At 68.7% G+C, this 20,179-nt stretch carries 16 protein-coding genes; 15 read left to right on the top strand and 1 reads right to left on the bottom strand.

What is annotated here, in order from left to right; translation table 11 throughout:
- Positions 1 to 11: 11 nt before the first annotated feature.
- The 12 genes from ACVWY1_RS12170 (at position 12) to ACVWY1_RS12115 (ending at position 17,299) form a co-directional block, all read left to right on the top strand.
- Positions 12 to 3,260 carry a non-ribosomal peptide synthetase gene (locus tag ACVWY1_RS12170; protein ID WP_457378321.1) on the top strand — a complete coding sequence of 1,083 codons (3,249 nt, stop codon included), beginning with the start codon at positions 12 to 14 and terminating at the stop codon, positions 3,258 to 3,260.
- Positions 3,257 to 7,207, top strand: a complete 3,951-nt coding sequence (locus tag ACVWY1_RS12165; protein WP_457378320.1) for an amino acid adenylation domain-containing protein — start codon at positions 3,257 to 3,259, stop codon at positions 7,205 to 7,207. The genes ACVWY1_RS12170 and ACVWY1_RS12165 overlap by 4 nt, the downstream gene beginning before the upstream one ends.
- Positions 7,195 to 7,812 (top strand): hypothetical protein, encoded by a 618-nt coding sequence (locus tag ACVWY1_RS12160; RefSeq protein WP_457378319.1) that lies wholly within the window; start codon positions 7,195 to 7,197, stop codon positions 7,810 to 7,812. The genes ACVWY1_RS12165 and ACVWY1_RS12160 overlap by 13 nt, the downstream gene beginning before the upstream one ends.
- Positions 7,809 to 8,393: an SRPBCC family protein gene (locus tag ACVWY1_RS12155; protein WP_139671584.1), complete on the top strand. Its 585-nt coding sequence runs from the start codon at positions 7,809 to 7,811 to the stop codon at positions 8,391 to 8,393. The genes ACVWY1_RS12160 and ACVWY1_RS12155 overlap by 4 nt, the downstream gene beginning before the upstream one ends.
- Positions 8,380 to 9,918: a hypothetical protein gene (locus ACVWY1_RS12150; RefSeq protein ID WP_277503458.1), complete on the top strand. Its 1,539-nt coding sequence runs from the start codon at positions 8,380 to 8,382 to the stop codon at positions 9,916 to 9,918. The genes ACVWY1_RS12155 and ACVWY1_RS12150 overlap by 14 nt, the downstream gene beginning before the upstream one ends.
- Before the next feature lie 356 nt (positions 9,919 to 10,274).
- On the top strand, positions 10,275 to 10,994 hold the full coding sequence (locus ACVWY1_RS12145; RefSeq protein ID WP_457378318.1) for a response regulator transcription factor: 720 nt from the start codon (positions 10,275 to 10,277) through the stop codon (positions 10,992 to 10,994).
- Positions 10,963 to 12,336 carry an ATP-binding protein gene (locus ACVWY1_RS12140; protein ID WP_457378317.1) on the top strand — a complete coding sequence of 458 codons (1,374 nt, stop codon included), beginning with the start codon at positions 10,963 to 10,965 and terminating at the stop codon, positions 12,334 to 12,336. Before ACVWY1_RS12145 ends, ACVWY1_RS12140 begins: the two co-directional genes overlap by 32 nt.
- Positions 12,337 to 12,411: 75 nt before the next feature.
- A complete protein-coding gene (locus tag ACVWY1_RS12135) occupies positions 12,412 to 13,794 on the top strand; it encodes an MATE family efflux transporter (protein ID WP_139671597.1) in 1,383 nt (460 codons plus the stop codon).
- Positions 13,795 to 13,807: 13 nt separating this feature from the next.
- Complete coding sequence (locus ACVWY1_RS12130; RefSeq protein ID WP_139671600.1) at positions 13,808 to 14,659, top strand: methyltransferase; 852 nt, start codon at positions 13,808 to 13,810, stop codon at positions 14,657 to 14,659.
- Positions 14,660 to 14,662: 3 nt separating this feature from the next.
- The gene (locus tag ACVWY1_RS12125; RefSeq protein WP_139671603.1) at positions 14,663 to 15,091 is read left to right on the top strand and encodes a ParB N-terminal domain-containing protein; all 429 of its coding nucleotides are present in this window, start codon (positions 14,663 to 14,665) and stop codon (positions 15,089 to 15,091) included.
- A gap of 4 nt (positions 15,092 to 15,095) precedes the next feature.
- Positions 15,096 to 15,881, top strand: a complete 786-nt coding sequence (locus ACVWY1_RS12120; RefSeq protein WP_139671606.1) for a thioesterase II family protein — start codon at positions 15,096 to 15,098, stop codon at positions 15,879 to 15,881.
- Complete coding sequence (locus ACVWY1_RS12115) at positions 15,872 to 17,299, top strand: ABC-F family ATP-binding cassette domain-containing protein (protein WP_457378316.1); 1,428 nt, start codon at positions 15,872 to 15,874, stop codon at positions 17,297 to 17,299. Before ACVWY1_RS12120 ends, ACVWY1_RS12115 begins: the two co-directional genes overlap by 10 nt.
- Here the strand turns inward: ACVWY1_RS12115 and thpR are convergent.
- Complete coding sequence (gene thpR / locus ACVWY1_RS12110; RefSeq protein WP_277503455.1) at positions 17,263 to 17,808, bottom strand: RNA 2',3'-cyclic phosphodiesterase; 546 nt, start codon at positions 17,806 to 17,808, stop codon at positions 17,263 to 17,265. The genes ACVWY1_RS12115 and thpR overlap by 37 nt on opposite strands.
- Before the next feature lie 216 nt (positions 17,809 to 18,024).
- Between thpR and lpxO the strand changes: the two genes are divergently transcribed.
- The 3 genes from lpxO (at position 18,025) to ACVWY1_RS12095 (ending at position 20,055) form a co-directional block, all read left to right on the top strand.
- Positions 18,025 to 18,924, top strand: coding sequence for a lipid A hydroxylase LpxO (gene lpxO, locus ACVWY1_RS12105; protein ID WP_110698277.1), 900 nt, complete (start codon positions 18,025 to 18,027; stop codon positions 18,922 to 18,924).
- A 138-nt stretch (positions 18,925 to 19,062) separates the two neighbouring features.
- The gene (locus ACVWY1_RS12100) at positions 19,063 to 19,407 is read left to right on the top strand and encodes a carboxymuconolactone decarboxylase family protein (RefSeq protein ID WP_046856072.1); all 345 of its coding nucleotides are present in this window, start codon (positions 19,063 to 19,065) and stop codon (positions 19,405 to 19,407) included.
- A gap of 78 nt (positions 19,408 to 19,485) precedes the next feature.
- Positions 19,486 to 20,055, top strand: coding sequence for a GNAT family N-acetyltransferase (locus ACVWY1_RS12095; protein WP_102682574.1), 570 nt, complete (start codon positions 19,486 to 19,488; stop codon positions 20,053 to 20,055).
- Positions 20,056 to 20,179: the final 124 nt, after the last annotated feature.

The raw sequence follows: 20,179 nt of genomic DNA, 5'->3' as shown, positions 1-20,179 counted from the left end.
GGGATGTGACGATGAACCCATCAGAGCAGGATCCACACCACCACGCCCAGCCAGCGCAAAGCCTGGCGCAACGGCGCCGACGCGGCCAGGGCGGGCTGCAGGCCAGCGCAGCGCCGCCGTGCCTGTCGGCCGCCCAGCAACGGCTCTGGCTGCACCAGCGCCTGGAGCAGGTCGGCGGCCTGTACAACATGCCCTGCGCCTTGCGCGTGCGCGGCGCCATCGACGTCGAGGCGCTGCGCCAGGCGATCGAGCTGCACGTGCAGCGTCACGCCGTGCTGCGCACGCTGATCGAGGACCGCGACGGTCAGCAGCAGGCACGCTGCGAACCGCTGCCGCGCCTGGAACTGCCGATCCTCGAGATGGCCGATGAGCAGCAGGCCCTGGACTGGCTGCGCGGCGAGGCCGATGCGCCGATCGAGCTGGACCGGGCGCCGCTGCTGCGCACCCACCTGTTGCGCCTGGACAGCCGCCATCACCTGCTGTCGCTGACCGTGCACCACATCGCCTGCGACGGCTGGTCGGTTGGGGTGATGCTGCGCGAGATCGGCCAGGCCTACGAGGCCCTGAGCCAGGGCCTGCCGGCATCGCTGCCGGCGCTGGCGGTGCAGTACGCCGACTACGCCCACTGGCAGCGCGAGTGGCTGGACGGCAGCCGGGTCGAGCGCCAGCTGGCGTTCTGGCGCGAGCGGCTGGCCGACGCCCCGGCGCTGCTGGCCCTGCCTCTGGACCATCCGCGCCCGGCGCAGCAGTGCTACACCGGCAAGACCCTGCGCCTGGCGCTGCCTGCCGAGCTGAGCACGCAACTGCGCCAGTTCGCCCGGGCCCAGGGGGTGACGCCCTACATGCTGTTGCTGGCAGTGTTCAACATCCTGCTGTCACGCTACAGCGCCAGCGAGGACATCCTCGTCGGCTCGCCGGTGGCCAACCGCTTCCCACAGGAGACCGAGGCGCTGGTGGGGTTCTTCGTCAACACCCTGGTGATGCGCAACCAGCCACGCGCCGAACTGGCCTTCGACGCCTTCTTGCAGCAGGTCAAGCAGCAGGCGCTGGCCGCCTATGCCCACCAGGACGTGCCGTTCGACCGTGTGGTGGAGGCCGTGCAACCGCCACGCAGCAACAGCCACGCGCCGCTGTTCCAGGTCGAGTTCGTGCTGCAGCAGGCCCTGGCCCGGCGCTTTGCCCTCGGCAGCGCCAGCGTCGAGCCGTTGCCGCGCGCCAGTGGTTTCACCAAGTTCGACCTGACCCTGGCGCTGGAAGACAGCCCCGGCGCGATCACCGGCCAGATCGAGTACAACGCGGCGCTGTTCGACGATGCCTTCGCCCAGCGCATGATCGGTCACCTGCGTACCCTGCTCGTCTCGGCCATCGCCACCCCAAAGGCGCGCCTGGCCGATCTGGAGATGCTCGACGACGACGAAAAGACCTGCCTGCGCCGCTGGGGCAGTGCCGGCCATGACCCCTTGCCCGACCGTCACCTGCTCACCTGGCTGGCCGACTGGGTGGCCGTCCAGCCCGAGGCCATCGCCATCGAGCACCACGACCTGAGCCTGAGTTACCTGGAGCTGGACCGTTTGGCCAACCGCATCGCCCACGCCGTGCGCCAGCAAGGCGTGGCCAGGGGCGAGCGAGTGGCGCTGTTCATGTCCCGCGGCTGCCACTACCTGGCGGCCATGCTCGCGCTGTTCAAGCTGGGGACGCCGTTCGTGCCCTTCGACCCGGACCAGGGCGCCGAACGCAACGGGCGCATGCTGCAACGCAGCGCACCGGCGCTGATCCTCTGCGACCCGGCCTGTGCGCCGGCGCTGGAACACCTGCAGGCGCCCTGCCCGACCCTGTGCCTGGAGCCGACCAGCCTCGAGCGCTACCCCGCCAAGTGGCCCCACGCACCGGCCAGCGAGCTGGGCGACACCGCCTACATGATCTTCACCTCCGGTTCCACCGGGGAGCCCAAGGCAGCCATGGTCAGCCACCTGGGCATGGTCAATCACCTGTTGGCCAAGGCCCACGACCTGCAGTTGCGCGGCGACGACTGCGTGGCACAGATCGCCGTGCAGACCTTCGACGTGGCAGTGTGGCAGTTTCTCGTCGCGCTCCTGTCCGGGGCGCGCACCCGCGTGCTCACCGGCCTGCAGGCGTGGGAGCCGCAGGCGCTGTGGGACCAGCTGGAGCACTGCCAGGTCAGCGTGGTCGAGACGGTGCCTTCGCACCTGGAGCTGCTGCTCGATGAACACCAGCGCCACCCCCGCGCACTGCCCCGACTGCGCTGGATGATCAGCAACGGCGAGCCGCTGGCCACCGCCCTGGCGCGGCGCTGGTTCGAGCAGTGCCCGGGCACCGCGCTGATGAACGCCTACGGCCCCAGCGAGTGCTCCGACGACGTCACCCACCTGTGCCTGTACGCCGCGCCTGCCGCCACCCAGCCGTACCAGCCGATCGGCCGCCCCATCGGCAACGCCCGCCTGTACGTGCTCGACGCCAACCTGCGGCGGGTACCGGCCGGGGTCACCGGCGAGATCCACATCGGTGGGCTGTGCGTCGGCCAGGGCTACTTCGGCGACCCAGGGCGCAGCGCCGAGCGCTTCATCGACGACCCGTTCGACAGCCAGCCAGGCGGGCGCCTGTACAAGACCGGCGACCTTGGCCGCTGGGACGCCACCGGCCAGCTGCACATGCTCGGCCGTTGCGACTTCCAGCTGAAGATCCGCGGCTGCCGCATCGAGGCCGGCGAGGTGGAGGCGGTGCTGCGCCGCCATCCAGCGGTCGAGCAGAGCCTGGTCATGGGCGCCAGCGACAGCAACGCCCAGCAGCAACTGGTCGCCTACGTGATCGCCCCACAGCGCCCGGCGCCTTCGGCCCAGAGTCTGCGTGCCTTCTGCCGGCAGCACCTGCCCGACTACATGGTGCCTGCCGCGATCTGCCTGCTGGATGCCTTCGCCCTGCTGCCCAACGGCAAGATCGACCGCGCCGCGCTGCCACCGCTGGCCAGCTTCGCCCCGTCCGGCGAGGTGCCCTACCGCGCCCCGCGCGATCAGCGCGAGGCGCGCCTGGCGGCAATCTGGGCCGAGATGCTTGGCCTCGAGCGGGTCGGTATCGATGACAGCTTCTTCCTGCTCGGCGGCCATTCGCTGCTGGCTGTCGAGCTGACCAGCCGCTGCCGCGAAGTACTCGGCCAGGGGCTGGAGGTGCGCCACCTGTTCAACCACCCAAGCATCGCCGAACTGCATGACTACTGCGCCCAGGCGCTGGAGGAAACCGCATGACCCCGCAAGCCCTGGCCCCGAGCCAGATCCCCGAGTGGTTCGCCTACCAGCTGGCGCCGGAAAGCGCGGTCTACAACGTCAGCTTCAACCACTTTTTCCTCGACCGGGTCGACCGCGCAGCGTTTCTCGCCGCCTGGCAGCAGTTGCTCGACCGTCACGACGTATTCCGCCTGCGCCTGGGCTACGCCGATGGCCGACCCTGCCAGTTCCTGGGCGAGCCGCAGGTACTCGACCCGGCACAGCTGTTCATCGAACGCACCACCCTGGCCCCGGAACAGGTGCTGGCCGAACAGCAGCAACTGGCCCGGGCATACGCCCTGGCCCCGTTCGACTTCGCCAGCGAGGTGCTCTACCGCCTGCACCTGGTGGCGTACCCGGGCGATGAGTTCCAGCTGATCTTCACCGTGCACCACATCATCTGGGACGAAACCAGCACACTGAACCTGATCCGTGAGTTCGCCACGCTCTACGGCGCCGCCTGCCAGGGCCGGCAGGCACAGCTGCCGCCACTTCGCGGCAGCTTCCTCGACTACGCCAGACGCTGCAACGACGCGCTGCACAGCGGCGAGCTGGAGGTGCATCGGCAGTACTGGCTGCGCCAGTTCGCCGACCTGCCAGCACCACTGGAACTGCCCACAGACAGGCCGCGGCCGGTGGTCCAGACCTACAACGGCAACACTGTCAAGACCTGGCTGCCGCGCGGCCTGGCGCGCGATCTGGGGCGTTTCTGCGCCAGCCGCAACAGCACCCCGTTCATGTTCCTGCTCAGCGTGCTGAACCTGTACCTGCACCGGGTCTGCGGCCAGGACGACCTGGTGCTCGGTTGCCCGATCGCCGGGCGCTCGCCCCAGGACCAGGACAGCCTGGGCTGCTATGCCGTGCCCATGCCGATCCGCACCCGGATCGCCCCCGACATGACCTTCGCCACCTTGCTGGAGCAGGTCGGCGGCACGGTGATGGAAGCGTTCGAGCACTACCGCTACCCCTGCGTCAACGTGATCGAGGCCCTCGACCACCACAAGGACCTGTCACGACCCAAGCTGTTCTCGGTGATGGCCGGGGTGCAGAACGACAAGTCGGATTTCGTCAGTGTCGACCTCGGCCAGGGCCAGCTCTATCCGAAGGAGGTGTTCGCCGCCGAGAACCACGGCGCCCGCTTCGACCTGGCCATCGGCCTTGATCCGGTGGGCAGCGACGTGAAGTTCTTCTGCACCTACAACAGCGACCTGTTCGACGCCGACACCATCGAGCGTTTGCTCGACAGCTTGCAGACCTTGTTCCAGGCGACGATCGACGACCCGCACCAACCCTTGGCGAGCTACCCGTTGCTGTCCGCCGAGGCCGCGCGGCAGGTGCTGCGGGGCTTCAACCCGCCGACGCGGGCCGGCACCCCTGTGCCCGGCACCGTGCTCGAGCTGATCGAGGCCCGCTGCCGCCAGGCACCCACCGCCGCGGCCCTGGCCAGCGTCCACGGCAGCCTTGACCAGGCGGCCGTGGCCGGCGAGGTCGACCGCCTGGCGCGCGCGCTGGTCGCCAGCGGCGTTGGCGCCGGCCAGGCGGTAGGCGTGCTGCTCGATGGCGGTGCCGAAGCGGTCATTGCCCTGCTGGCGGTGCTCAGGCTCGGAGCGCTGTACGTGCCGCTGCACCCGGACTGGCCACTGACCCGCCTGCGCGCGGTGGCCGACCAGGCCGGGCTGGCCATCCTGGTCAGCCGCGAGGCCCAGGACGAACAGGCCCACGCCCTGGGCGTACCGACCCTGTTCATCGAGCGCCTTGCGCAACAGCCTGCGGGCCAGCCCCGCCTGGCCAGCCAAGCCAGCGCCGGGCAACTGGCGTACCTGCTGTTCACCTCCGGCACCACCGGCCAGCCCAAGGGCATCCCCGTGCACCATGCCGGGTTGCTGGCGCTGATCGAGGCGACCCAAGCCAGGCATGCGCTGCAACCCGGCGAACGCATGCTGTTCTGGACCGCGACAACCTTCGACGCATCGCTGCTGGACATGCTCTGGCCGCTGTGCGCGGGCGCCGAGGTGGTGCCCTGGCCGCCGGGGCTGGCGCGCACCGCCGAGCACCTGCTGCAGGTATTGGAGGCGCAACGTATCGCCGTGCTGCAGACCGTGCCGGCCATGCTCGAAGCGCTGGTCGAGGCCGCGCGGCGCGGGGGGCGCCGCCTGCCGGCCCTGCGCCTGATCATCTGTGGCGCGGCGGCCCTGCACCGGTCGCTGGCCGAGCGCGCCCTGGCCACGTTCGACTGCCGCCTGGCCAACCACTACGGCCCCACAGAGGCCACGGTCGATGCCTTGTGGCACGATTGCGCGCAGCCCTGCGTCGGCGAACGGGTGCCCATCGGCCGGCCACTGCCGCATGTGCAGGCGTTCATTCTCGACCGCCACGACCAGCCCCTGCCGATCGGCGTTCCCGGCCAGTTGTGCCTGGCCTCCGCAAGCCTCAGCCCAGGCTACTGGCAGGCGCCGGAGCAGACCCGCCAGGCCTTCTTCAGCAAGGCCTTGCTGCCGGGCGAGGCGCCACTGCGGCTGTACCGCACCGGCGACCTGGCGCGCTTCGACGCCGAGGGCCAGGTGCACTACATCGGCCGCCTCGACCACCAGGTCAAGGTGCGCGGCAACCGCGTCGAGCTGGGCGATATCGAGTCGGCGCTGGCCAGCCACCCGGATGTAGCCCGCGCCGCCGTCACCTGGCAGGAAGACGACGGCGGCCGGCTGCGCGCCTTCGTCGAGCTGCGCGAGCGCCAGGTGGCGCGCATCGAAGCCCGCGGCCAGGTACTGCGCCAGTTCAGCGTGGCCCAGCGTCCGGAACTGCGGGTACACATGAACCTCATCCACCAGGGCACCTGGCCGCGCTACTTCGCTGGCAGCCAGGTGCTGACGCGGCATTGGCAATCGTTGTACAGCCTGTTCCCTCACTACCAGTTCTGCCTGGTCGACGCCGCCGACCAGGTTGCCTGCGTGGCCAACGGCGTGCCGCTGTACTGGGACGGCCAACCACAGACCGTGCCCGCCGGTTGGGACGCAGCCCTGCAGTTGGCACTGCAACAGCACCACGCGGGCATCACGCCGAACACCGTGGTCGGGCTGGCCGGCATCGTCGCCGAACATTGCCAGGGCCAGGGCCTGGCCAGCACCCTGGCCAAAGGTTTCCGGGCCCTGGCCAGACGCCATGGGCTGGAGCACTTCCTTGGCCCGGTACGCCCGGTGGGGATGCCCGTGGGCATGCCCGTGCAGCAATGGGCGGACAGCCGCGACGAGCAGGGCGAACCCCTGGACTTCTGGCTGCGCGTGCACCTGCGCCTGGGTGCCCGGGAACTGGGGGTGGCGCTGGAGTCGCAGCGTATCGAGGGCAGCCTGGCGCAGTGGCGGGAATGGACCGGCGCGCGCTTCGAGCATGCCGGCCCGTACCAGGTCGACGAGGCGTTGCAGCCGGTGCAGGTTGACCTGGCCAATGACCGCGCCTACTACCACGACCCCTCGATCTGGGTCGGCCACAGCGGCCTGCGCGAACCGACCCCGCCCGCCCCGCCATGCGACCCGGCGGCGCTGCGCCAGTACCTGGCCGAGTGCCTGCCCGCCTACATGCTGCCCGATGAACTGCTGATCATCGGCCAGATGCCCCTGACCGAGAACGGCAAGCCCGACCTGCGCCGCCTGCACAGCCAGGCAGTGCCTCACGACGCCCCGGCGAGCCAGGCGAGCACCCCGTTGCAGCAGCGGTTGCAGGCGCTGTGGCAGCGCCTGCTGGGCAGCGACGGCTTCGGTATCGACCATGACTTCTTCGCGCTCGGCGGCCAGTCGTTGAAAGTCATCGAGATGCTCGCCGCGGTCGAGCAGGTTCATGGCCACAAAGTGCGCCTGCAGGCGTTCTACCGCCAACCCACCATCCGCCATCTGGAACAGTTGCTGAAGGACCAGGAGCCGACATGTTCGAAATGACCCGACACCACCTGCGCCAGGTGCGCTACCGCTGGCTGAGCTGGCGTGCCGACCCGTTGTACCTGCTGTTCGAACGCATGTACCGCTGCGACCCTGGCGCCCTGCCCACGGTCACCCCGCACCCGAGCCAGCGCGGTTTCCTGCTGACCCAGTTCAGCTGCGCCGATTTCGCCCAGTACCGCGGCCGCGAGATCGCCTTCTTCAACCCACGCCAGGTTGCCGTGTACTGGCTGCCCGGCGCGGCGCACAGCGGTGGCGGCCATGTCGCCGACGGCGACTACGAGGTGACGGTCGCCGGGCATGCGGTTCGCCGCCCGGTGCGCCTGCAGGTGCGCAAGGAGGCCCAGCGCACCTCGATTCGCGCGGTGGCCACCGACGCCCGACGCGCCGACCGGGTCCAGGGCGGCTTCATTGCCTTCGCCATCATCGCCCGCGAGCTTCGCTGCCTGGCCTTGCAGTGGCTGGAGCAGCTGCCCCGGCGCCTGGACCAGGGCGGCGGCGGCCAAGGCTGGCGACAAGTGCTGGAGCAAGCCACGCAACTGGTGGGTGAAAGCGAAGTGCGGCGCCAGGCCGAGCGCCTGCTGCGCGACGGTGCGGCGCGATGACGCCCGCCGAGTTCAAGGCCCTGGCACGACTTGAGCGAGCCAATGTGGTCAGCCTGCACCAGCGCCCGCTGCGCAGCGACCCGGCGGCGGTCGGCGCGCTGCTGGCCGGCTTCGACGCCGCAGACTCCCCCTTGTGGCCGCACGCCACTTGGCCGCGAGACCGCTGCGAGGGGCCCATGGGCGAAGGCTGCATCGGCGGCCACGGCGCGACCCGCTATCGTCTGGAACGCTACGTGCCGGGCCAGGAGGCGCTGTTCCGCTTTATCACCCCGCAAGGCTACCGGGGCGTGCATGGCTTTCGCATCCAGGCCTTGGAGGACGGACGCACCTGCCTGAGCCATTTCACCTGCCTGCGCCTAAGTCCGTACCACTGGCTGATGTGGCACCTGCTGGTGCGCTGGGTGCACGACGCGCTGATCGGCGACCTGCTCGATGGCGCTGAAGGCCACTTGTGCGACGGCGTGCGTCGGCACCGCCGTTGGAAGTGGCGGGTACACCTGATTCGTCATGCGCTGGGAGGCGCGCGTCTGCTGGCTGAAGCGGCCGGCCTGAAAAGGAGGAACCACCATGCAAGCCATTGAGATCCACCCGCGGTGGGCGGTCAACGACCTGTGCAAGGTCATCGTCGGGTTTCGCAACTACAGCACCCACGCCACCCGCTCGCGCTACGTGTCGTTCGCCGTGCTCGAGCAGCCGCGCATGTGCGAGTTGCTGGTGCGCCTGGCCCGCGGCCAGGTCGACGGCGACGCGGTGCGAGACTATCCGGAGCACCTGTTCGAACAACTGATCGACTACGGTTTCCTCGCCCCGATCGACCGCCTCGGCTGGCGTGGCCAGGCCCGGCGCCTGTGGCGCGTGCTCGACAGCGGGCGCCTGCGCCGCGTGCCGTTTCGCGGGCGCGACTATCATGTCACCTCGCTGGTGTTCATGGCGTTCTACACCCAGCGCCCCGGGCAATTCCTCGAAGAGCGGGTGATCCTGCCCGCCTGGTCGCCGGGCTATGCCGAACACGCCTTGCGCATCGCCGCCAACGGCCTGGACGAGCCCGGCTACCGCGCGTTGCCAGGCCGGGTAAGGCGGCGGCTGGACAAGCACGGCCTGGTCACCGCGGTCGAGCGCCTGCCGCGGCGCGAGCGTTTCCTTGCCGAGCGCTGCCAGCTCGACCCGGCGCTGTTCGACGAACTGCCGGCCTACTATCGCCCGACGCTGCACACCGGCGGCCTCGACGGCCCTGGCCTGGCGCTGGTACCAGGCCTCTACGAGCGCTTCGAGCAGGTACCTGAGGCCCTGCGCCGCCAGGTGGTCGACCCCGACTGGGCGCAGTCCTGCGCGCCGACCCTGTGGCTCGAGGACCCGGTCAAGGGCATCGTCGCCATGCGCTGGCTGACCGCGCAACAGCAGCAGGCCCTGGCCGCGCTGCGCGAGGGCCGCTTGACGCCGGCAACGCTCGACCCGGCCACCCGCGCGCTGTTCCTGCAAGCCGGCATCCTGCACGAGCCGGCCAGCCTGGCCACGCGCCGCGAAGCCTGGCGAAGGCACCTGCAGACCTTGAGCGCACGCATGGCAGAGGATGGCTGCGTGACCTTCGAACAGGTGCTGCCGCCCCTGGAGCTGGCGATTGCCCGCCGCTACCTGCGCTTCATGATGGAGGGGCGCTTCCTGCTGCTGGACCGGGTCAACGGCAAGACCGAGCAACGCTTCTGGTGCCACCGCGACGCGTTCACCTTCTACCTGCACGGCATGGTCTGCGCCTTGCTCAACCAGGTCCTGCCCGAGCCCGTCAAGCCAGGCCACAACGCGCTGACCATCTACCAGGATGGTGCCACCCTGCCCCGCCACCAGGACGATGTGCAGGCATTCGCCTGGGTGATGTCGCTGCCCATCGAAGCCCGGCCGGAGCATGACCGCCAGCTGGCTTGGCCGATCTGCGTGGAAACCCCGCGCCAGGTTCACCAGGCACGCCTGCTGCCCGGCGACGGTCACCTCATCGACCCGCAGATGCCCCACTGGCGCGACAAGCTCGAACAAGGCCGGCTGGGCATTCTGTTCCTGTGGTTCGTGCCGGCCGACTACCGCGGTTTTGTCAATGGCAGCTGGGTGGCGTGAATCAGCCTCTTCGCCCCGGCCTTGCCGGGGCGAAGGTTAGCCAAACTAGCTGTTTAATAACTTTGCGCTTTACAGGAAACTTCAGAAATTTACCTGTCCTGCAAACTTCGCCGATGAACCACGGTCATAATACCCCTATACTTTCCCCGTGCCAGCGTCGCATATCCGGACTAGAGTATGAGTGCCTGGCCCGGTTCCAGGGTATGGAATTACAATATCAAGGAAGACCCCTCATGATCCGCAAGCAAATTGATTCATCGTGCAACTCCCCCTCCGTCAGCACCGCGGCCATGCCCTCGTCGCGTCACGAGTCGCCCGCCCGCTGAACCTGCCCACGCGCCCAGGCATATCAATGTATGCGCAGGTTCAGGCAGCGCAGGCCGCCATCGCCTTTGGTTCACCCCGCGCCGGTGACGAGGATTGAAACGATGCACTTTCAGACTGTAAAAAGAATATTGCTCGTCGAAGATCATCCCTTGGTGGCCGATGCCACCCGAACACTCTTGTTGAAGATGGACAGCTCACTGAATGTATTCATTTGCGACAGTGCCCCCAGCGCCATCGAAACTTTCAAAGATCAACATGACTGGCATCGGATATTACTTGATATCAATGTGCCGCATGCCTGCGGGCTCTCCTTGGTGAGAACTTTCCATCGCCTGGGCGTGGCACAACGCTGTGCGGTGGTGACGGCCACCCACAATCAGGACTGGAGCGCGCAGGCTCAGGCCATGGGGCTGCTCGGCTATGTGGTCAAGGCCGCCAACCTGGAGGACTTCACCACGGCCATGCAGCAAATCCTGCAAGGCCGCAAAACCTTTCCGATCAGCGATGACCGCGCCCCCGCCAACGCCGTGCGCCTGACCCGCCGGCAGCAGGAGATCCTGCAGTTGCTGCACCGCGGCCTGGCCTCCAAGGAGGTCGCCGCCGAGCTGGGCCTGAGCCTGGGCACGGTGAACAACCATGTCACCGGCCTGATGCGTGTGCTGGGTGTGACCAACCGCACCCACGCGGTGTCCCGTGCAATGGACCTTGGGTATCTGCATGACTACGACACACCAACCGCTTGGCACTGAGGCGCTTGCCCTGCCACTGGCCAGGGCCCGCAGCCGCTCCTGGCGCGCCGCCCTGGCGGTGACGCTGGGCCTTTCGCTGCTTTTCGCACTGTTGGGCGGTGCCGTCTTGCAGCGTTTCAAGGCCGGATTGCTGGAAAACCTGCGCGGGGCCCAGCAGATCCTTGCCTGTGAAATGGTCGCGGGCCTGCCGCAGCACCTCGACGGCGACGCGCTCGCCCACTACCTCGACACCCACCTGGCACCGTCCCTGCGCGCCCATCGCCAGCTGTACCTGCTTGACGCCGAAGGGCACGTCGCCTACGCCGCCGCACGCAAGCCGTCAGCGGCCACCCAGGCGTTGGCGGATAGCCCGGCGTTCGGCCGCAGCCAGCATGTGCCGGTGGCCAGCAGCATCAGCGAGGACACCCACGGCGACAGCTACCTGCTGACCTTCCGCCGGGTGCCCGACAGCGACATGACCCTGGTGCTCGGCAGCGCCCTGGCGCCGGTGCTGGCGCCTTACCAGAGCTTGGGCCGCCAGGCCTTGCTGGCGCTTCTGCTGGCCTGCGTGGCGGTGCTGATGGCTTTGCGCAGTCGCGCCCAGGAGCTGTTTGCCGAGATCGAACGCAACCTTGCCCAGTTGCGCGGCCACAACCAGGAGCTGTCGCGTCAGCGCCGCGAGCTGGCCTGCCAGGTCGACCGCGACTGCCGGTTCTTCCAGGAAGCCTCCCACGACTTCCGCCAGCGCCTGCACGCCATGCAGCTGCTGCTGCACACCGTGCAGCAGTGCGATGCGCACGAAGGCCGCGTGCTGCTGGGCAAGACCCTGTACGTGGTACTCAATCTGCAGGCCTACGTGCGCGACTTCCTCGACCTGGCGCGCCTGCGCGGCGACACGGCGCCACCCTGCTGCCAGGTGCTGCAGGCGCAGTCGCTGCTGCAGGAGCTGGAGCTGGGCTTCGAGGATGTCGCCCTGCAACGTGGCCTGGACCTGCGCGTGCGCGCCAGCGCCCTGAGCCTGCACAGCGACCATCATCGCCTGGCGCGGGTGATGGAGAACCTGCTGGCCAATGCCTGCAAGTTCGCCCGGGGCCGAGTCCTGGTGGCGGCCAGGCGCACCGGCCGCGGCGTGGCGCTGGAGGTGTGGGACGATGGCCCGGGTATCGCCAAGCAGGACCGCCAGCGGATCTTCAGCCCTTATTACCAGGCGGCGGACGGCCCTTGCCCGCCAGAAGGGGTTGGCCTGGGCCTGGCCATCGTCCTGCGCCTGTGCGCGATCCTCGGCCACGAAGTCAGTGTGCACGAACGTCACGGCCTCACCCTGGTTCGCGTGCATGTTCCCGGCGATACCGCGCAACCATGAGGAATTGCACCTGTCGCCACCGCTCCCGGCGCTCTAGCCTTCATCGCTGCGGCTCACCTGTACCACGGACCCTCCATGACTGAAACCACACTCGGCACCTGGTGCCGCGAAATCATCAAGCTGGCCACGCCGATCCTCGGCGTGCGCGTGCTGCACATCGCCGTGAACGTCATCGGCATGCTGCTGATCGCCCGCCTGGGGCCCGACGAGCTGGCCGCCGGTGCCCTGGTCACGGTGCTGTGCACCAGCATCCAGGTCATCGCCCTGTCGCCACTGCTGGCCACCGGTATCTGCATTGCCCGGCGCCTGGGCCAGGGCGATGCCGAGGGGGTGGGCATCGACCTGCGCCAGGGCTTGTTCATGAGCGTGGCCATCGGCATCCTTGCCGCCCTCGCGCTGCTGGCCCTGCCGACGCTGATGCCGCTGCTCGGCGAACCCCAGGCCCTGCAGGCGCTGACCGCCGGTTACTGGCGCGGCATGGCCTGGGGCATGCTGCCCTTCATGTGTACCGCCTGCTGCCACCAGCTGTTCTTCCCAGCCGGCAAGGGGCGCCTGGTGATGCTGTTCAGCGCCATCAACCTGGGCGGCGTGCTGCTGCTCGGCCACGGTTTGCTGCAAGGCGCCTGGGGCTTGCCCGCGCTGGGCATGGCCGGCTGGGCGCACGCGGTGTCGGCGCTGAACTGGGTGATCCTGGCGCTGACCCTGGGCTACCTGGCCCTGGCTCCGGCCATGCGCCGCTACCGGCTGTTCACCCGTGAGCGGCTGTGGGCGCCGGATCGGCTCAAGGCATTCTTCGTCCTGGGGGTGCCGATCACCGTGCAGTTCGCCAGCGAGCTGCTGGCCTTCAGCCTGGTCAACATCATGGTCGGCTGGCTGGGCGTCGGCGCGCTGAGCGTGCAGCAGATCGTCATCCAGTGCGCCACCGTGGCGCTGATGATCCCGATGGGCGCCGGCCAGGCCTGCACGTTGCTGATCAGCCGGGCCATGGGCCGTGGCGACGGCCAGGCGGTGCGCCGCATCGGCCTGGCCGCGTCGCTGCTGGTCGGCACGGTGATGGCCGCGCTCGCCTTGGTCTACCTGCTGCTGCCAGGGCAGATCATCAACGCCTACCTCGATCCGGCGCGGGCCGACTACCCGGCCCTGGCAACGCTGGCCACCGGCATGCTGGCAGTGGTCGCCTTCAGCCAGGCCCTCGACGCGCTACGCAACCTGATGCTCGCGGCGCTGCGCGGGCTGCCCGATATCTGGGGCCCGATGTGGCTGAACATGGGGTTGCTGTGGGTGCTCGGCATGCCGCTGTGCTACCTGCTGGCGTTCCCCGGTGGCCTGGGCCTGTGGGGCATCAACGGCGGCCTGTTGGTGGCCTTCGGCCTGGGCGCGGTGCTGATGCTCGGCCGCTTCCACCAGCGCACCGCGCCCTTGGTCGGCGCCCACTCACGCCAACCTGTCCCAGAATAAGGAGCCCGCGACCATGTCCGATGCCCGCCAGTTGCGCCTGTGGATCTTCGGTTTCCAGATATCCCAGGCCATTCATGTGGCCGCGCGCCTGGGCGTGGCCGAGCACATCGGCCAACAACCGGTAGCCATCGAGCCACTCGCCCGCGCCTGCGGCTGCCCGGTCGACGGTTTGCAGCGCCTGCTGCGGGCGCTGTGCGGTATCGGCCTGTTCGCCGAGCACGAGGACGGGTTCGTGCATGCCGGCGCCTCGCCACTGCTGCGCCGCGACCATCCGCAATCGCAATACCTGGCGGCCAGCCTCTACGGTGCCGAGCACTACGCCAGCTGGGGCGACCTGTACCAGGCCGTGCGCCTCGGCTGGCCGGTATTCGAGCAGCGCCACGGCCTGCCCTACTACCGCTATCTGCAGCACTGCGCCGGCCGCCCGGGGTTGCATGCCGACTACCTGGCGGCCGACGCCCAGGCCCAGGACCAGGCGATCCAGGCGGCCTTCGACCTCGCCGGCTGCGCCTGCCTTGTGCGTATCGAGGATGCCGCGCAGGCACTGCCGAGCGCTGCCGACGCCTACCTGCTGACCCACCAGTTGCACCGCCTGGACGACGCCCACGCCGGCGCCCTGCTCGGCCGCTGCGCCACCGCCATGGGCGCGGACAGCCGCCTGCTGCTGGTGGAACTGATGCTTGCGCCCGACCCCGGCTTCGACTTGGCGCGCTGGCTCGACCTGCACAACCTGCTGATCGGCGCGGGCCGCGAGCGCAGCCAGGCGCACTACCTGGCCCTCGCCGCCGAGGCCGGGTTGGCCCTTGCCGAAGCCTGCCGGCTGGACAACGGCATGACCCTGCTGGACCTGCGCCTGGCGAGGTGAACCATGCCCCACCGCTATGACATCGAACTGACCGCCATCGATACCCTGCGCGCCAGCGAGGCAATCGACGAAGGCCATGCGCGGGCGCTGGCGCGTGACATTCTCAGCCAACAGCAGTGGCGTACCGCACTGCCGGTCGAGCGCGGCAGCGGCCTGGTGATGGACGGCAATCATCGCCTGTTCGCCGCGCGCCTGCTGGGCCTGCGGCAGATCCCCTGCGTGCTGCTGGACTACGCCGACGGCCGGGTCAGCGTGAGCGCCTGGGCCGATGGCCAGGCCTTCGACCTGGCTCGCCTGTACGGCACCATCGCCGCCGGCCAGGTGCTGCCCTACAAGACCACGCGCCACCGTTTCCAGCCAGCATTGCCGTCGATCAACCTGCCCCTGGCGCTGCTGCGCCAGGATCAGCCCCTGCCGCCTCGCCAAGGATGAGCCGATGCCCCCTCGCGATACCTGGTTCATACGCCGTACCGTCAGCGCGCCACGCCTGCGCCTGTTCTGCTTCAGCCACGCCGGCGGCAGCGCCGCCGACTACCTGCACTGGCACCCGCACCTGGGCCCGCACCTGGAACTGTGCGCGGTACAGCTGCCAGGACGCGGCTCGCGCATGGCCGAGACGCCGCGCGACGACCTGCCACGCCTGGTCGCCGAACTGCTGCAAATGCTGCGCGCCAGCGACGACGGGCTGCCCTTCGCCTTCTTCGGCCACAGCCTCGGCGCGCTGCTGGCCTTCGAGCTGAGCCAGGCCCTGCGCGAGCAAGGCCTGGCCCTGCCGCTGCGGCTGTTCGCCTCCGGTTGCGCCGCGCCCTCGGTATGCCGCCTCGAGCCGCCACTGCACCGGCTCGACGACATACAGTTGCTGGAGCAGTTGCGCGGCTACAACGGCACGCCCCCGGGCGTGCTGGCCAACCCGGACCTGCTCGGCCTGGTGCTGCCGACCCTGCGCGCCGACTTTCGCCTGGTGGGCGACTACCATTACCGGCAGCGCCCGGCGCTGCCGGTGCCGATCCACGTGCTGGCCGGCCACGACGATCCCCATGTTGCCCCCGCCGACCTCGTCGCCTGGGCCGACGAGACCAGCGCCGGCTGCAGCCACCACGGTTTCGCCGGCGACCACTTCTTCATCCGGCCCCAGGCCGCGGCCATCCGGCGCATCCTGCTCGATGCCCTGGCCACGACGCTGACCGGCCCGGCCAGGAGGGCCGCCATCCAATGGCAATGATCGAACTGCTCGGCGTGGGTTTGCACCATGGCCGCAAACACTGTTTCAGCGAACTCGACGCGCGCATCGAATGGGGGCAGCGCATCGCCATCATCGGCGACAACGGCAGCGGCAAGTCGTCACTGCTGCGCCTGCTGCAGGGCAGCCTGGCGCCCAGCGAGGGGCACCTCGAGCGCCACGGCGGTTTGCGTGTCGGCCATGTGGCCCAGGTACTGGACGGCGAGTCGTCACTCAGCGGCGGGCAGCGTGTCAACCAGGCATTGAGCCAGGCCCTGGCCCTGGGCCCCGACCTGCTGCTGCTGGACGAGCCGACCAACCATCTGGATGCCGCCAACCGCCGCTCGCTGGCGCGCATGCTCGAGCATTTCCACGGCACCCTGGTGCTGGTGACCCACGACGTGGCCCTGATGAACCAGACCTGTGACACGCTCTGGCACTTGCACCACGGGCGCCTGGATGTGTTCAACGGCAGCTACGCCGACTACATGGCCGAGCGCGACCTGCAGCGCGGCGTGCTCGACAAGCGCATCGCCGAGGTGCGCCGTGCCCGTGACGACGCCCACGACTCGCTGATGCAGGAACAGGCCCGCGCCGCCGGCGCCCGCAAGCGCGGGGTCAAGGCGATCCAGAACAGCAAGTGGGCGACCGTGCGCTCGCCGACCAAGCTGGGCCGCGGCAACACCACCGCCGGGCGCAAGCAGGCGCAGATCCTGCAGCAGCAGCGCGAGCTCGGCGAGCAACTGGCCGAGCTGCGCCCGGAGCCGGTGATCGTGCCACGCTTCCACCTGCCGGCGACGGGCCAGTCGTCGCGGGTGCTGATCCAGGTGCGTGGCGGCAGCGTCGGCTACGCCGATGCGCCGGTGCTCAGCGGCATCGACCTGCAGCTGGACGGCGGCGAACGCCTGGCCCTGACCGGCAACAACGGCAGCGGCAAGTCCACCCTGGCGCGGGCGATCCTCGGCGACCCGCGGGTCTGGCGCCGTGGCGACTGGCTGCTGCCGGCGCCCGAGCAGATCGGCTACATCGACCAGCACTACGACACCCTGCCCGCCGATGCCAATGTGCAGGAAGCCCTGGCGCGACTAGTGCCGGATTGGCCGCAGGAACAGTTACGCGCGCACCTGGCGGACTTCCTGTTCCGCCAGGCCGATGCGGTGCAGACTCCGGTGGCGGGGCTGTCCGGCGGCGAGAAGGCGCGCCTGTCCCTGGCCTGCATCGCCGCCCGGCCGCCGCAGCTACTGATCCTCGACGAGCCGACCAACAACCTCGACCTGCGCATGCGCACCCACCTGCTGGAAGTGCTGGTGGACTACCCCAACGCGCTGCTGGTGATTTCCCACGACCAGGACTTCCTCGACGGCCTGGGCATCGACCGTCACTTTCACTGCGCCAGGGACCACTCGGCCAAGGGCCAGTAGCGGCCCTTGCGTGACTCGTACAAGGTGAAGTGGCGGGCGATGAGGTGGAACGCCGGCGCCTCGGCCGCCTCCGGCAAGGGGCCAGGAAAATCCCGGGACAGGGTCAAGTGCGGCCGGTAATCGCGCACCTGCGGCTCGATACCCAGGGGCAGCAGCGCCTGCTGCAAGCCGTACACCAGCTGGCGCAGGGCCAGCGGCGCCTGCTCGGGCGCAAGCACCAACGCCGAAGCCCGCGGCCACACCTGCAACTGGTCGAGGACCAGGCGCAGGTTGGCCTCAGGAAGCCGCAGCGTATCCACCGCAGCGCACACCGCCGGCACCTGGGCGGCATCGACATCGCCCAGGAACAGCAAGGTGACATGGAAGTTCTCGCTTGGCACTGGCTTGCCGCTGCGCAGGCCCAGACCACGCCGCCACTGGCTGATGCCACGGCGCTGTTCGTCGCCCAGCGACAGGGCGAAGAACAGCCGCTTGAAGGGGGCCCCATTAGGGCGTGCGTCCTGAATCATCGGGAGTTCCTTGCTGGATGGACGGCCACCGGATTGTAAACGCCGGGTCGTCAGAAATACCCACTCATGCGGATGAATCGTTTGCGCAAGCTGTAGGCCATGCCACCTAAGTCGGGCCGTTTTGTCGTAACAATAAGTACAAACCCTGGCCACGATTGTTTATGCTGGCGGGCTTACGCCATGGCGCATGGCCATTTTTTCGACAAGTAAACGTCCATGAAAATTGCATTCGTACTGATCTTCGTCCTCTCGATCGCCTATGTTCACCTGCGCGGTCGGGTTCGTCACAAGCTGACCCGCCAGCTGGGTGACCACTCCAGCTTCCTGGCCCCGGTCAACGCCTTCCTGTACCTGTTCTCCAAGCACCCGGCCAAGCCTTACCTGCCGGTCAGCGCCTTCCCTGAGCTGCAGGTGCTGCAGGACCACTGGCAGGAGATCCGCAAGGAAGGCCAGCAATTGCTGCAGGCCGGCGAGATCAAGAAGTCCGACAACTATGACGATGTCGGCTTCAACTCGTTCTTCAAGACCGGCTGGAAGCGCTTCTACCTGAAGTGGTACGGCGAGAGCCACCCCTCGGCGATGACCCTGTGCCCGCGTACCACCGAACTGCTGGCCGGCATCGGCACAGTCAAGGCGGCGATGTTCGCCACCCTGCCGCCGGGCGCCAAGCTGGTACGCCACCGTGACCCGTACGCCGGCTCCTACCGCTACCACCTGGGCCTGGACACGCCCAACGACGATGGCTGCTACATCGACGTGGACGGCGAGAAGTACTCCTGGCGCGACGGTGAGGGCGTGGTGTTCGACGAAACCTACATCCACTACGCCGCCAACACCACCGAGCACAACCGCATCATCCTGTTCTGCGACGTCGAGCGCCCGCTCAAGTACCGCTGGGCAGCCGCGTTCAACCGCTGGTTCAGCCGTAACGTGATGGCCGCCGCAGCCGCGCCCAACGACGCCAATGACAAGACCGGCGGCATCAACCGCCTGTTCACGCGCATCTACAAGATCCGTGAGCGCGGCAAGGCCATGAAAAAGCGCAACCGTACCCGCTACTACCTGGAGAAGTGGGCGGTGGTCGCGGCGCTGGTGCTGGTGTTCATCTACATCTGATCCGGTCGTCATCCTCGCGGGGCAACCCCGCTCCTGCCAACAGTGGGAGCGGCTTGCCCCGCGAGTGTTTTCCCCGCTGCACATCCCGTCTTCGACTAGCCTGAAAGCTCCTGTTGCCAACCTGACAAGGTGAAGACGATGAGCATGATGGACTGGGACGCCTACCGTAAGCAGTTGATGGCCGGCATCGGCGATCTCAAGCAACTCTCCCCCGATACCGTGGCCGGCTACATGACCGCCAGTGGCGCCGGGGCCAAGACCAACCACCTGGACGCCAAGACCCGCGAGCTGATCTCCCTGGCCGTGGCCGTCACCACCCGCTGCGACGGCTGCATCGCCGTGCATTCGCAGCAGGCGGTCAAGCATGGCGCCACCCGCGAGGAGATCGCCGAGGCCCTGGGCGTGGCGGTGGCGATGAACGCCGGCGCGGCACTGGTCTACTCGGCCCGAGCCCTGGACGCGGTGGGCAAGGCCGGCGCCTGACACACCAAGGCGTCGCCGCCCTTGCGCGACGACGCCCTGGCACCCAGACTTGGCGGCTCAGCCCGTGCAGGAACCGCCATGATCCAGATTCGCCCCATGACCCCGGAAGACTTCGAGCGCTTCTGGCCGACCTTCCAGGCCATTGTCCAGGCTCGCCAGACCTACGCCTTCGACCCTGCCCTGAACAGTGACCAGGCCCGCACGCTGTGGCTGGAGAACCCGTTGCGCACCCTGGTGGCCGAGGCGGACGGCGAACTGCTTGGTTCCTACTTCCTCAAGGCCAATGCCGCCGGGCCCGGAGCGCACGTGGGCAACTGCGGCTACATGGTGTGCGAAAACGCCCGTGGCCGTGGCGTGGCCAGGCTGATGTGCGAGCATTCGCAGAAGCTCGCCCGCCAGGAAGGCTTCCTGGCCCTGCAGTTCAATTCGGTGGTGGCGACCAACGAAGTGGCCGTGGCGCTGTGGCACAAGCTCGGCTTCGAGACCGTCGGCCGCCTGCCCAAGGCCTACCGTCATGGCGAGCTGGGCCTGGTCGATTGCCTGGTGATGTACAAGTGGCTAGCCGACGAGCCGGTGGTGGAGAAACCGCCGCTGTTGATCGGGCGCAAGAACATCGAGGCGCGGGTGTCGCGGCGACGCGGTCGCTAGCGGCTGCTACAGCGGGCCGCCGAGCGGCCCGCCCCTGCCCCTTGCCGGGTCATCACCCGGCAAAACACTGCAGCACGTCAACGACGCGGTCGCGTCAAGCTGCCACACTAGGGCCATTGCCTTT

This window comes from Pseudomonas sp. TE6288, from assembly GCF_054062095.1.
This window is presented reverse-complemented; position numbering and strand designations above follow the sequence as displayed.